Source organism: [Leptolyngbya] sp. PCC 7376 (assembly GCF_000316605.1).
In the GTDB taxonomy this organism is placed as follows: domain Bacteria; phylum Cyanobacteriota; class Cyanobacteriia; order Cyanobacteriales; family MRBY01; genus MRBY01.
This window is the reverse complement of sequence record NC_019683.1, coordinates 462,461-475,494: the sequence shown is the minus strand read 5'-3', so window position 1 is coordinate 475,494 and position 13,034 is coordinate 462,461. Positions and strand designations below refer to the sequence as shown.

Sequence of the window (13,034 nt, the reverse complement as noted above, 5' to 3'; positions counted from 1 at the left end):
AACTCTGTAATGGCTCTTCGTAAACTGCGTGAACTTTTTGATCAAGAAACGTTGCTCTATATCCTCAAGCGATTGGGGCAGGCTCTTTTGACGTTGTTCTTGGCGTCAATTTTGAGTTTTCTGATTATTCAGCTCGCACCGGGGGATTTCCTTGATCCGCTCCGCCAAAATCCCCAGTTATCGGAAGAGACATTACTCGATCTCGAACGACGGTTTGGATTGGATCAGCCAGTATTTGTGCAATATTGGCGGTGGCTATTTAATGTCATTTTCCGGTTTGATTTTGGCATTAGCTTTGAGTCTTTCCGCCCGGTGCATGAGCTCCTCCTCGAACGGATGCCCGCAACTCTCCTACTCGCAGGAATCTCAATTTTTGGGACTTGGGCGATCGCCATTCCATTGGGTATTTTGAGTGCGGTTAAACAAAACACCTTTCTTGATAAAGCCTTACGAGTGGTGAGCTATGTTGGACAGGGTTTCCCCAGCTTTATCACCGCGTTGGCATTGTTACTGGTTGCGCAAATTCTTTCGCCGCTGTTGCCTGTGGGCGGCATGACAAGCATTAACTACACTGATTTACCGTGGTATGGCAAGATTCTCGATATCGGTTGGCATATGATTTTGCCGATGATTGCGCTGAGTTTGACGGGCTTTGCGGGCTTGCAAAGACTAACTCGTGGTCAATTGCTCGATGTGTTGCGGCAAGACTATATCCAAACGGCACGGGCAAAAGGTCTCCCCGAAAATAAAGTCATTTATGTCCATGCGTTGCGGAATGCAATTAACCCTCTGATTACACTGCTCGGTTTTGAATTTGCGAGTTTGTTGAGTGGGTCTTTTATTACCGAGTTTTTCTTCAATTGGCCGGGACTGGGTACATTAACGCTTCAGGCAGTGCAATCGCAGGATCTGTACCTCGTGATGGCAGCGCTGATGATTAGTGCGACGATGTTGATTATCGGTAATTTACTGGCAGATTTACTGCTCAAATTTGTTGATCCACGTATTCAGCTCGCCGATTTGAAATAGAGTCTCAGAACGTAGGATCCCCCTAAATCCCCCTTTGTAAGGGAGACTTGAGCTTATTGGTACTCTCACAATCTTTTGAAAGACGAATACGACCTACTCTTCGTCTCGCTGAAGTTCTTCGGGGAGGTCAATAAAGACTTTGTCGTTCGGTTGCACGCCGCTAATAATCTGAGTGCGATCGCCAACCGTTGCGCCAATAACAATGGGTTTAAATTCAGGCTTTCCTTCATCATCTGGGACGAGTACCCCGGTATCGCCCTTTTCGGTGGCGATCGCCACGGTGGGGACAGTCATAACGCTGGCAAGATTTTCACCAATAAATGTGACGTCAGTATTCATCTTTGAGCGTAGGAAACCGCGACCGGACAACAGTGCAATTCTCACCTCAAAGGACGTGACATTATTTTCGATAATCGCTTCAGGTGCAACGAGTAAAACTCTGCCTTGAAAGACTTTATCGGGGAATGCATCTGCCACAATTTCCACATCTTGACCCGGCAGAATTTGGTCAATATCCACTTCTGGAACCCTTGCTACCACTTCTAATCCTTTGGCGATCGCCAGAATCGATGAAGATGTTGCCGAAGCCGTTGCTGAAGCAGAAGTTGTGGGTGTAACGAAAGCCCCTTCTGACGCAAACTTTTGGGTGATTACGCCATCAAACGGCGCACGAATAATCGTGTCATCATATTGCACTGAAATGATTTCTTTTTGGGCTTGGGCTTGTTCAATAAGGGCGTTGAGGCGCGTTAATTCTGGTTCCGCGTTACGTTGCTGCCGATCATAATTAATTCTGGCTTCCACAGCCGCTGCGCTAAGGGCTTCCAATTCAGGATTAGCTGTATTTTTTAACTGTTCTAAGCGCCGTTGGGTTTCCACTAAACGTGCTTCAGCATTGCGAAATTCATTGACCACATCATCACGGCGATCTTCATCAATTGCACCACTTTCCAACAGCGAATCAAACCGTTGTGCTTTCTCGGCAGCATTCTCGAAATTAGCTTCAGCCGCAACGAGTTGAGCTTGAACTTGGTCAATCTCCTTCGGGATGCGCTGTTGGGCTTGCATCAGGCGGGCATTAGCTTGCTCAAATAGTGCTTCGGCGCGGCTAATGTCTGCATTGAGATTACTCTGAGTGGCACGAAATTCGGCGATGCGCTGCTTCAGGAGGGATTCAGCCTGTAACCCTTGATTAAATAATTCTTCGTTGTCCATAATGGCCAGCTCTTGCCCTGCTGCAACCACTTGACCTTGCTCGACTAATAATTTGTTGAGAATACCGGGATTCTTCGGGCTAATATTAACGCTCTCAATCGGCTCTACAGTGCCATTGGCCTCGATCCGTACCGCTAAATTTTCGAGGGTGACAGGAACGGTTAAATCCGCAAGGCGCTCTTCAATGCTGGCAGGACGACTACTCAAAACCCTGTGGACAGGAAGGCCTACGAGAAAGACACCACCAGCAAATGCCGCGAGTACAAGCAAGATTTTCTTAGGGTTAACGGCAGATTCAGTCATAGAGCGTTTAGCTGGGGCGGAATAGGTCAACAGTTTCGTAGTCTACTGTAATTAATCAAAATTGACTGCCTCGATTCCGGCATCGTTCCGAAATAATTCAGTGGCGATCGCCCTCATGAAGAGAAAGCTTCCTGCAATCTGATGCTCCCATTTGCCTCCCTTACAAAGGGAGGTGGCGAAGCCGGAGGGATCCACAATCACGAAACCATACCTATTTTCATCGACTAAACTAAGACTATCGACGCTCAACGAAAGCTATGGTTGCAAATGCGGTTCGCTGGACAGTTCAGGATCTCGAAGTCATGCCAGATGATAGCGGCTGGAAACGCTACGAAGTTATCGATGGAGAATTATTTACAACCCTTGCACCCTCCATTTGGCATCAAAGTGCTGCTGGTCAGCTTTTAGTTGCTTTGGCTAATTGGTCAAAGAATTCTGGATCGGGTCGTACTCTGATGTCTCCTGGTGTTGTTTTCTCACCTGAAGATGCAGTGATTCCTGATTTAGTCTGGGTAGCGGATCAGCATCTAAAAAACAGGATTAACGAAAACGGGCATTTCACTGTTACACCAGAATTGGTTGTTGAAGTGCTTTCTAAAGGAGAAAACTACGAGAATTGGGATAGGGTGACCAAACGTAAGTTTTATTCCATCCACGGGGTGCGGGAATATTGGATTGTGGATTGGCGGCAGAAAACCATCGAAGTCTATCGTCGAAATCAAGCGCAATTAGAGTTGGTCTGTACGCTCCTAGAAGATGACATTCTCACCTCGCCTTTATTGCCGGAGTTTGAGGTGGCGATCGCCAAAGTATTTAGCTGAAGTACGCAGGCAATAAAACTACGAGAGCAGCGATAAAAAAAGGAGAATTAACGGATGGTTGTCTCTACTGAGCTTAAAATTACGCCTACTGAATATTTAGAGCGCGAGAAAACAGCAACAGAACGAACAGAATTTATTGACGGTCAATTATTTCCCATGGCAGGAGCCTCCGCAAATCATAATCAACTGACAAGTAAACTGACTGGTTTTCTAACTGTTGGTTTAGACGATGAAATTTTTGATGTCTTCGTCAGTGATATGCGGGTCTGGCTACAAGAAACAGAGAGCTATGTTTATCCCGATCTTGTTGTTTCTAAATGCCCTTCTGTTTTTATTGATGACAGTCAAATGGAATTAACAAATCCTTGTTTTATTGCTGAGGTACTCTCTCCCTCAACGGCAAGATACGACAAAAAAGCCAAATTTGATCTCTACAAAACAATACCGACCTTAGAAGAATATTTAATATTGCCTCAAAACCAACAGAAGATTGAACTCTACCGCCGCCTCCAACAAAATCAGTGGCTTTTAACCGAGTTCGAGATTGATGATTCACCAATTATGCTTGAATCGCTTAATCTCGAAATTTCGTTGCCAAAGCTCTATAAAAAAGTCATCTTTTAATTAAACTCTAGGCATGCCAAGGTATTTAGCTGAAGCAAACAGGAAATGAAATTACGAGAGCAGCTACAGGAAAAACGAGAAGAGATTTTGGCGATCGCCGCGAAACATGGGGCGTTTAATGTGCGAATTTTTGGGTCAGTGGCGCGGGGTGAAGAAAGAGAAACGAGCGATATTGATTTTCTGATTGATTATGACCTCGACAAAATCTCATCTTGGTTTCCAGTCCAGCTAATCAGGGATTTGGAAACCAGTCTTGGCATGACAGTTGATGTCGTTACCGAAGCTGGTTTGAAGCCGCGTATCAGAGAAAATGTGCTTCAGGATTGTATCGACTTATGAGAAATGATCTAGAACGATTTAGAGATATTGAGGAGGCGATCGCCAAAATTGAGCAATATGCGATCAAAGGGAAAGCTGAGTTTTTTGAGAATGAATTGATTCAAACTTGGGTTATCTTCCAAGTTCAGATAATCGGTGAGGCTGCGCGTTCCATATCAGAAGAAACTCGCCAAAAATATCCTCAAATCGAATGGCGTAATATCATTATTTCCGAAATGTGCTTGTTCATGAATATTTTCGGATCGATCTCCAAATTGTTTGGCGAATAGTGGAGACAGAAATTCCCAAGCTGAAACGCCAGATTCACGAAATTCTATTTGAATAAAAATTTTTCGCGGAGGAAAGTTTAGTTATGAAATTGAGAGAGCAGCTACAGGAAAAACGAGAAGAGATTTTAGATATCGCAGCAAAGCATGGTGCATTGAATGTGCGGATTTTTGGATCTGTGGCGCGAGGTGAAGAGACAGAAAATAGCGATATTGATTTCTTAATTGATTATGACCTCGATAAAATCACGCCTTGGTTTCCCGGTGGTTTGTTGATGGACTTAAAGGATTTACTGGGTTGTGATATCGATATCGTCACAGAGAAAGGTCTCAGTCATCTCATTAGAGATCGAGTGATGGCGGAAGCAAAACCACTATGAGCACATCCAAAGATCAGATTTATTTGGAACACATTATCGAGTCTGCTCAGCTCATCCAAGACTATACGCAGAATAATACAGCAAATTTCAGCCTAGCAAGGTGTATGAAGTAGTATAGGTGAGTTGACTGGTGAGGAAGAAAGTAGCATCTTGCCGAAAGCCTACTCATTAGACTTAAGACAGAAAATAGTGGATGCCTACGAAAGGGGTGGTGTGAGTCAAAGTAGTCTTGCCCGACAATTTGGAGTGGCGAAAAGTTTTGTACAAAAGCTCCTCGACCAAAAACGACTGACAGGGTCGATTGCTCCGAAAAAACGAAGCCAACAAACACCTCCCAAATTAAACGAAGAGCATCAAACAATATTGCGCCAGTTGCTCACCAAGAAAAACGATGCGACGCTAGCGGAACTATGTGATGAGATGGAGAAACGCACTGGTCTCCGTGTGGCCAATAGCACCATGCATCGCACCTTAAGAAGAATGGGATATAGCCTCAAAAAAAACATTCTATCCAGACCTTAAGGCGACAAAACGAGTGCAACAAGCCAGATATGATTTTTGGCAGAAAATGCAAGCGACTCTAGCGAAAAACTTGATTTTTATCGATGAATCGGGCGTGAACTTAGCCATGACAAGACTGAGGGCACGTTCTGAGAAAGGGAAACGAGCTTATAGTCCGAAATCCAGTAAACGAGGCAAGAATGTTTCTTTGATTGGAGCATTAGGCTTCAAGGGAATGGTCGCTAATTATCATCTGCTGGGGAGTACGGATGGATTAACCTTTGAAGCATTCATCAGCCAGAAGTTAATACCAAACTTATGGGCGGGAGCATGTGTGGTGATGGATAACTGTTCGATTCATTTAGGAGAGTCAGTACGCACAATGATTGAGGCCGTGGGAGCTAAGTTGATTTACCTTCCTCCCTATTCTCCAGATTTTTCACCCATTGAAAATTGCTGGTCAAAGTTGAAAAGTACCTTGAAAAGTATCGGGGCAAGAACTTATCTAGCTCTAGACAAGGCAATTGAGGTAGCTTTTTCCAAGATTACCCTTGATGATATTCGATGCTGGTTTACACATTGCTGCTATTGCACCTCACTCGACTAGAAATTGCTATAAAAGTCGTTTTCTAAATAACCGCCTAGTGCAAGATGGGGTGATGCGGCGGCTTCAAACAATGGCGGAGTCAACGCAAAGATTGTCCGGTAGTGGTGCACTAGTAATGGTTGTGGAAGAATAGGGGCAAGATTAAACGTCAAGTCTCACCGTGCTCACTTGCCCTCAATGTCAGTCTCCCAGCACCATTAAATATGGTCACACCCATTCGGGAAAGCAGCGCTATCGTTGCCATGAATGTGGTCGCCAGTTTGTGGAACATCCTGCCCACCCTCCCATTGCAACTGACACTCGTCAATTGATTGACCGTCTCCTATTAGAACGTCTCTCTCTCGCTGGTATCACTCGTGCCACAGGGGTCTCTCTGCGCTGGCTACAGTACTATGTCAATGCCAAATTAGAGACTGTGCCTCACGAGTTACCTGTGACTCAAAAAAAAGAGGGCAACTGACCATCGAAATGGATGAATTGTGGTCTTTTGTCGGTAGTAAAGGTGAGAAAGCATGGATTTGGCTGGCTCTTGACCGAGACACCCGAGAGGTGGTGGGATATGCCATCGGAGACCGTAGTCAAAAGACTGCGAAACAATTATGGGATTCTCTGCCTCCTGTGTATCGTCAGTGTGCGCTGGTCTACACCGATTATTGGGATGCCTATGGCTGTGTCTTACCGAGTAAACGTCATCGAGTTGTGGGCAAGGAGACTGGACAAACAAATCATATTGAGAGATTCAACAACACTCTACGTCAGAGAACGTCCCGCTTAGTCCGTCAGGCACTTTCCTTCTCGAAGAAGTGGGAAAACCACATTGGAGCAGTGGTCTATTTTCTCAGACACTATAATCTCTCTCTTCAGTTATGACCATTACTTGTGCATCACTACCGATTGTCCGAGGACATTAAACAGAAAGCTCCAAATATTGACTGGCGTGGCTTATCTGGCTTCAGAAATGTGTTGGTGCATGATTATCTCAATGGCGTTGATCTGGAAAGGGTTTGGAGTGCCATCGCCAACGATTTACCAGAGCTAAAGAAAACCGCCAAATTTTTATTGAAAACGATTGACCTGCGACAAAAAGAAGATGGGTAGGATGTGTGGAGACGGCAAAAAATTGTGATTTTATTGAAGATTTAATGTCCGTCGTAACGCATCTTTTTTGATGGCAAATAGATCGAAATTGATGGGTTGTGCTCGATGGAAAATGGTTGCTTTACGGAATGAATATCTCCTCGCGTCACCCATCCTACATTTGCGTTAATTCTCTTCTGGTAGTGGCTCAAACTCTTTAGCTTTGGCCTCATTAATAATCTTTTGAGCTTCTTCCAAACTTAACGACAAATCTTTCTCCGCCAAGATTTGAGGGAGTTGGTCACAGTCTCGATTTGGATCAATATCTGAAATATTTTTTGGGAAAGCAACATTGCAAAGAAATGGTTGTACTTCTCCTGACAACTTCCTTGGAGTCAAGTTTTTTGTAAGCCGTAAATCAGTCGCTAATATTGTGCTTGTTCCGAGGTCAATATTTCTGAAGTCAACGTCTCTGAAGTCAATCTCCCTAAGGTTCGCAAAACTAAGGTTCGCAAAACTAAGGTCGGCATAAGCGAGATCCGCAAAACTAAGGTTCGCAAAACTAAGGTCGGCATAAGTGAGATTCGCAAAACCAAGGTTCGCAAAACTAAGGTCGGCATAAGTGAGGTTCGCGGAGTCGAGCTCAGCGCTTAGTAGGAAAGCATCTCTGAGATCGGTATAAGCGAGGTTTGTAGAACTGAGGCTCGTATTGCTAAAATTTGTAGAACTGAGGTTCGCATAACGAAGGTCGGCATACTTAAAGTCAGCAGAAGTGAGATTTGCAGAGCTGAGGTCGACAGAATTGAGGTTTGCAGAGCTGAGGTCGGCAGAACTGAGGTTGGCAGAATTGAGGTTCGCATCTCTGAGGTCAGCATAACTAAGGTTTGCAGAATCGAGCTCAGCAGAATTGAGAGGAGCGACTTCTAATGAACGACATAAACCAAACATACGCTCTGCCAAATAGCTAAATATCCACTGCTGTCGATATTGTTCACTACAACCTGCTACCAGTACTTGCACTGCCTGTTTTTCTTCATAGCCTCCTTCTTGATCGAGACTAATGTAATGTTGCTTGACGCTATTTTCTCGGTATTGTATTTCAATCAATCCTCCAACTATTAAAACAGGGATGAGTGATAAACTCACTATTCTAAAAATATTTATACGCCTATAGCGAATACTTTTTTTGATAAAAACTCTTGCTATGTCTGATAAAGGAAATTCATCTTGATGTTGATCCTGAAAAAGTTTAGCCTCCTTAAGTGGTAGACCTTGTAGCAAATAGCCAGACTTCCCATTTTGTTCCTGCCAAGCTTCTGCACCTGCTTCAATTTTTCGTTGCTGTCGTAATCGATCACGATTCTCCTCAATCCACTGGCGAAGGAGTCGCCAATGACGAATAAGAGCCTCATGTGCAATGTCAACAATTGCCTGACTTTCTTCCTGTGAGTTTTTTTTTGTCATTTTACTGGTGACAATTAACCGATTATCAGGAGCAGCTAATTTTTCAATCACTTTCTTTACCAATGCCGCTGGATATTTTGGCTCTACGATCAAGCGACTCTGCAATACCCGTCGTCTCGTATCTTCTACTTCTTCCCCTAGTTGCGTTAGCTTAAGAAAAATATGTTGTGAAGTTTCTTTTTCTGCTGTTGTCTCAAAGCTGTTATGGATTTCTGTTGCTCGTTTATCCAGTGTCCCTGTAATCCCGCCAAGCTCTTTGTAATATGCAGCTAAAGTCAGCAGATTCCCTGCTCGTCGGTGCCATAGTTCCTTAAGTGTGTATTGCAACAATGGTAAACTTCCTGGCGCTCTTGCAATCTCATTGAGTATCTGCGTGACAAGGGTTTGCTCCACCTCTAACCCCACTTGTTGTGCTGGCTGACAGATCGCTGCTTTTAGTTCCTCCGCTTGCATCGGCAATACCGAGATCATATTTTCCTGCACCCGTTGCGCCAGCCCACTGTATTCATGCTCTAGACATTTCCCAACAAAATCCGCCCGCATCGCAATAATCAGACAGAGCTTTGCTTCCGTTCCCGCCAAAGCCCCCATCAAACAACTTTAAATATTGCTCCCGTTCCTCAGCACTCTCACAGCGAGTAAATACCTCCTCGATCTGATCCACCACGAGAATTATCCTTGGCGCAGACGACACCTGAATTAAGCGCTTTAATCCCTCTGTCCCTTCTTCCAGCAAACCCTTTGCCTTACCGAGTTCCGCCGCCCGATCCAGATCCGACAATCCCTCATCCACAAACGCCAACGCTAGATTTTCGAGAGGATTTTTATCCGGTCGCGTGATCCGAATTTGCCAACTATCACTGCCTGTAATCCGTCGCCCCAGCTTTAGTTGATGCAGTAAACCCGCCCGCAACACCGATGATTTTCCATTCCCAGAAGCTCCCACCAACGCCATAAAGTTTGAGGTACGAACTTTGTCCAATAGCTCATCGACTAGCACATCCCGCCCAAAGAAATATTTCGGATCTTCGTCATTACAATCAAAAAACTCCAACCCCTTGTAGGGACAAATCCCACTATCCGTTTGAGCCCCAGATTTTTGCTCCGCTTCGACCTGCCATGATCGAGTGAGATTGATTGCTTCCCCAAAGTTCGTACAGATCGGCGTTTGTAATTCCCCTTTGAGCGTTTGATTTACATAATCTGTCAGAGCAAAAGTATCAACCCAGCGCCCCGGCAAACGGTTGGGGTCAAGGCCATCCAGTAGCGCCTTAGTCATCACACTGTAGGAACTATTCAGATCCGACCAAGACCCTTCAAACTCCCGCGATGACGCAATAAAACAACGATCTTTCGCGAAGCCATTATTCCCCGGATTTGCTTCATGGATGAGCAGCTGCCCACTGTGACAACAATCCAACCAAATAACCTGTTGCCGAATCGGACTTTCTTCGAGTAACTGCCGGAGCCAATTCATCGATAGCCCATAAAACTCAAAATCTGGGTGCGTATCGCTCGTCGCCAAAAAACCTTCTGAAATGCCGAGGGTATTTCGTAGCCCATGCCCCGAAAAATAAAACAGAGCCGTATCTGGGATATGTTTACCTTCTGGCTTAAATAATTGCACCAGAGCTTGTTTGAGTTCCTTTAGCCGTACTTCGAGTGACTGCCCCACAACAGGCTTATTCTCATCGTCGATCGCCTCTGGTAACCGCCGCACTACATCAAAATCCCCGTGCTTTTCCAGCATCTGGGCGATCGCCTCAGCATCTGCCGCAGGAGAAGTGAGATTTTTTAGACTTTCATTTTGATAAACATTAACCCCAACAACAAGCGCGTCCCGACTCATAACTTTGGCGATAATCTGGTGGCAATGACACCTCCAATGTATAAGACCAATGGCGAACCTAGTCCCCATCCAGCTCGACGACGGCACAATTATTCATATCCAAGTCCAGGGCGATCCCGCTGAGTCCCCAGCCCCTACCCAAGAACGTACCCGTGATGATGTGGGCGATGGAGAGAAAGGATTACGGGATGCTATTTCAGGAGTAGGGCGGGCGATCGCCAACCCTACCGAAACCACTGCCTCAACCTTTGAAAATATCGAAAACACCATTCGCGGCTATACCCACTACACCCTGAATGCATTCCGCAAAGTCGCTAACGCAAACATTGATAAAGTAACCCTCGAATTTGGCATCCAGATCGAAGGAAAAGCAGGCATTCCCTACATCACCGAAGGTACCGCCGCCAGCAACCTCAAGGTCACCGTTGAGTGCTCTTTCCCCGACGACAACTCCGCCCAATCCGAGGAAGAATAACTAAGGCGATCGCCGACCCAATCCAGCAGAGGAAAACAAAAGTGTGCTTCCTGTAAAAATCAACCAATCTTATTGCAACTTTTGCCTAAAACAGCCTGTGCATATATGGTTGAAAGTATTCATTCTTGATATTAATCTGTCATTATTTTTGTTGTTAAAAATCACAATAAATATCAAGTTTTTTGTCCAAAAAGATAGTCATTGATTCGCTGTCTTTTTGTCTGTCGTCTATTTTCTTAATTAATGTCTAACACCAATGTCAGTCAAACTAATATTAGTCAATTAGAATATGATGCATCTAGCCATTTTTATGATGTGATCATGAATGGTTTTCAGATGGATTTTTCATTATATGAAGATCTAACTGCCATCCTTAAACCGGAGTCTGTTCTCGAACTCGGATGCGGTATGGGTCGTTTATTTCCGATTTTTGAGCAGACTGCCAATCATATTTGTGGTGTTGATCTTAGCGATAACTTATTGACCCAAGGTAGAGAATTTTATGTCAACCGAAATAATCAGGATATAACAGTTTCTTTTGTCAAGGAGAATATGTGCTCTTTCCAGGAAAATCGCCAATATGATTTGATTGTTTTTGCATTGTCTGTACTCAAGCATTTACCAACCATTGCCGATCGTTTAGAAGCTTTAGAAACCGCAAAAAAACATCTAAGGCAAGATGGTTTTATTGTGATTGACCACACAGCTTTTTTGTATGCATCGAGACCAGTGGAATGGACAGATGCCAAAGATTCATTAGTGGAAGGTTGGCTCCCTGAGCCTAACATCCTTGACAATTACCAATGGAAAAAATCAATTGATGGCGATATAGATATCCTCGAATGGCGTCGTTTAGAAGGCAACAAGATTCCATTCCAAACAAAATTCACCACTTATCGCTATGACGTTAGTGAGCTGCTTGGCCATATCGAACAATTGGGTCTCAAACACGAAACGTTACTTACAGAATGGGGAATTAATGGTTTAACCAGCAAAGGTAAACGCTTTATTGGTTTGGTGAGTCATCCTGAAAATACGAACAATCCGAAGGCAGCACTGCTCGAAAAGGTTAAACAACGTCAAGAAAAGTTCTGGTCTGATCATGATCTGCATCTAGCTACTCACAATAACTAACGTGAGTTCTGGATAAGGAAAGAAAAGAAGAAAGCTCATATCGTGGCAGTTGAAACCAATCCACAGCTTTCTCCTATGCTTAGTTTAGACGCTTTATTTTGTGACGTTGACGATTTCTGCCAGGTCTTTGAACCTCAGTGGCATCAAGAATTACTGAGCTCTTGCAAAAGGTATCGTCACCGTTCTAGAAGCCTAAGCTTGAGTGAGGTGATGACGATACTGATTGCATTTCATCAATCTCACTATCGTAATTTCAAGCATTTCTATCTCCTGATGGTGCGACACTATTGGCAAAAAGCCTTTCCCAAAGCAGTGAGTTATCAACGCTTTGTGGCATGGATGCCCTCCAGCTTAGTGCCTCTATGTGCCTATTTATGTGACTGTTATGGAGATTGCACAGGCATTAGTTTCATTGATGCCACCAGTATCAAAGTTTGTCACAATCGCCGTATTGCCCAACATCGAGTCTTTAACGGTCATGCCGCTAGAGGCAAAACCTCTGTTGGGTGGTTCTTTGGCTTCAAACTCCATCTGGTCATTAATGACCGAGGAGAATTACTTCATGTACAAATCACTCCTGGCAATATTGATGACAGAAAGCCTGTCGTTGAACTGTTACGGAATTTATTCGGCAAAGTTTTTGGAGATAAGGGCTATGTGTCCCAAGCTCTGGCACAACATCTCAAAGAAGAACATGATGTGATGTTAATTGCTAAACCTCGCCGCAATATGGAGAATCGCTTGATGCTCTGGCAAGATAAATTCATCGCTCGTAAACGAGCTTTGATTGAAACCGTGATTGACCAACTGAAGAACATTTCTCAGATTGAGCACTCTAGACATCGTAGTCCAGCAAACTTCTGTGTCAATTTGCTGTGTGGCTTGATTGCCTATTGTCATCAGCCTAAGAAACCTTCTCTCCAACTCAATTAGAGTCTCATTTCCTTATC

General features: G+C 44.3%; 18 protein-coding genes. 14 read left to right on the top strand and 4 right to left on the bottom strand.

All coding sequences use genetic code 11. The features are described from left to right. Positions 1-9 precede the first annotated feature (9 nt). Positions 10-1,029 (top strand): ABC transporter permease, encoded by a 1,020-nt coding sequence (locus LEPTO7376_RS02090; RefSeq protein WP_015132633.1) that lies wholly within the window; start codon positions 10-12, stop codon positions 1,027-1,029. 93 nt (positions 1,030-1,122) lie between these two features. Here LEPTO7376_RS02090 and LEPTO7376_RS02085 read toward each other — a convergent pair whose 3' ends face one another. Further along, on the bottom strand, positions 1,123-2,547 hold the full coding sequence (locus tag LEPTO7376_RS02085; RefSeq protein WP_015132632.1) for an efflux RND transporter periplasmic adaptor subunit: 1,425 nt from the start codon (positions 2,545-2,547) through the stop codon (positions 1,123-1,125). A 51-nt stretch (positions 2,548-2,598) separates the two neighbouring features. Continuing rightward, on the bottom strand, positions 2,599-2,796 hold the full coding sequence (locus LEPTO7376_RS02080; protein ID WP_041763114.1) for a hypothetical protein: 198 nt from the start codon (positions 2,794-2,796) through the stop codon (positions 2,599-2,601). Positions 2,797-2,804: 8 nt separating this feature from the next. On the opposite strand from LEPTO7376_RS02080, the gene LEPTO7376_RS02075 reads away from it, so the two are divergent. From LEPTO7376_RS02075 to LEPTO7376_RS02030, 10 genes are all read left to right on the top strand, one after another. Further along, positions 2,805-3,368, top strand: coding sequence for a Uma2 family endonuclease (locus LEPTO7376_RS02075; protein ID WP_015132631.1), 564 nt, complete (start codon positions 2,805-2,807; stop codon positions 3,366-3,368). Positions 3,369-3,422: 54 nt separating this feature from the next. Next, positions 3,423-3,992, top strand: coding sequence for a Uma2 family endonuclease (locus LEPTO7376_RS02070; RefSeq protein WP_015132630.1), 570 nt, complete (start codon positions 3,423-3,425; stop codon positions 3,990-3,992). Between the two features lie 45 nt (positions 3,993-4,037). Continuing rightward, a complete protein-coding gene (locus tag LEPTO7376_RS02065; protein ID WP_015132629.1) occupies positions 4,038-4,331 on the top strand; it encodes a nucleotidyltransferase family protein in 294 nt (97 codons plus the stop codon). Then, on the top strand, positions 4,328-4,600 hold the full coding sequence (locus LEPTO7376_RS02060; protein ID WP_015132628.1) for a DUF86 domain-containing protein: 273 nt from the start codon (positions 4,328-4,330) through the stop codon (positions 4,598-4,600). The genes LEPTO7376_RS02065 and LEPTO7376_RS02060 overlap by 4 nt, the downstream gene beginning before the upstream one ends. Continuing rightward, positions 4,573-4,656, top strand: a complete 84-nt coding sequence (locus LEPTO7376_RS28595; protein WP_315861604.1) for a hypothetical protein — start codon at positions 4,573-4,575, stop codon at positions 4,654-4,656. Before LEPTO7376_RS02060 ends, LEPTO7376_RS28595 begins: the two co-directional genes overlap by 28 nt. Before the next feature lie 27 nt (positions 4,657-4,683). Further along, positions 4,684-4,977: a nucleotidyltransferase family protein gene (locus LEPTO7376_RS02055; RefSeq protein WP_015132627.1), complete on the top strand. Its 294-nt coding sequence runs from the start codon at positions 4,684-4,686 to the stop codon at positions 4,975-4,977. A gap of 123 nt (positions 4,978-5,100) precedes the next feature. Then, entirely contained in the window at positions 5,101-5,499 is a 399-nt protein-coding gene (locus LEPTO7376_RS27110; protein WP_225901096.1) for a transposase, read from the top strand. A gap of 13 nt (positions 5,500-5,512) precedes the next feature. After that, complete coding sequence (locus LEPTO7376_RS27105) at positions 5,513-6,085, top strand: IS630 family transposase (protein ID WP_041763060.1); 573 nt, start codon at positions 5,513-5,515, stop codon at positions 6,083-6,085. A gap of 160 nt (positions 6,086-6,245) precedes the next feature. After that, positions 6,246-6,955, top strand: a protein-coding gene (locus LEPTO7376_RS24225) for an IS1 family transposase (RefSeq protein WP_225901104.1) whose coding sequence is annotated in 2 segments (ribosomal slippage) — positions 6,246-6,525 and positions 6,525-6,955 — 711 coding nt in all. Because the reading frame shifts where the segments join, the coding sequence is not laid out codon by codon here. 9 nt (positions 6,956-6,964) lie between these two features. Continuing rightward, positions 6,965-7,183: a DUF86 domain-containing protein gene (locus tag LEPTO7376_RS02030; protein ID WP_051188700.1), complete on the top strand. Its 219-nt coding sequence runs from the start codon at positions 6,965-6,967 to the stop codon at positions 7,181-7,183. Between the two features lie 165 nt (positions 7,184-7,348). Here the strand turns inward: LEPTO7376_RS02030 and LEPTO7376_RS27100 are convergent, their stop codons facing one another. Continuing rightward, on the bottom strand, positions 7,349-9,208 hold the full coding sequence (locus LEPTO7376_RS27100; protein WP_225901160.1) for a pentapeptide repeat-containing protein: 1,860 nt from the start codon (positions 9,206-9,208) through the stop codon (positions 7,349-7,351). Beyond that, on the bottom strand, positions 9,132-10,475 hold the full coding sequence (locus tag LEPTO7376_RS27095) for a caspase family protein (protein WP_225901159.1): 1,344 nt from the start codon (positions 10,473-10,475) through the stop codon (positions 9,132-9,134). Before LEPTO7376_RS27095 ends, LEPTO7376_RS27100 begins: the two co-directional genes overlap by 77 nt. A 49-nt stretch (positions 10,476-10,524) precedes the next feature. Between LEPTO7376_RS27095 and LEPTO7376_RS02020 the strand changes: the two genes are divergently transcribed. The 3 genes from LEPTO7376_RS02020 (at position 10,525) to LEPTO7376_RS02010 (ending at position 13,017) form a co-directional block, all read left to right on the top strand. Then, a complete protein-coding gene (locus tag LEPTO7376_RS02020; RefSeq protein ID WP_015132625.1) occupies positions 10,525-10,950 on the top strand; it encodes a CU044_2847 family protein in 426 nt (141 codons plus the stop codon). 243 nt (positions 10,951-11,193) lie between these two features. After that, positions 11,194-12,084 carry a class I SAM-dependent methyltransferase gene (locus tag LEPTO7376_RS02015; protein WP_015132624.1) on the top strand — a complete coding sequence of 297 codons (891 nt, stop codon included), beginning with the start codon at positions 11,194-11,196 and terminating at the stop codon, positions 12,082-12,084. 75 nt (positions 12,085-12,159) lie between these two features. Further along, on the top strand, positions 12,160-13,017 hold the full coding sequence (locus LEPTO7376_RS02010; protein WP_015132623.1) for an IS982 family transposase: 858 nt from the start codon (positions 12,160-12,162) through the stop codon (positions 13,015-13,017). Positions 13,018-13,034 lie beyond the last annotated feature (17 nt).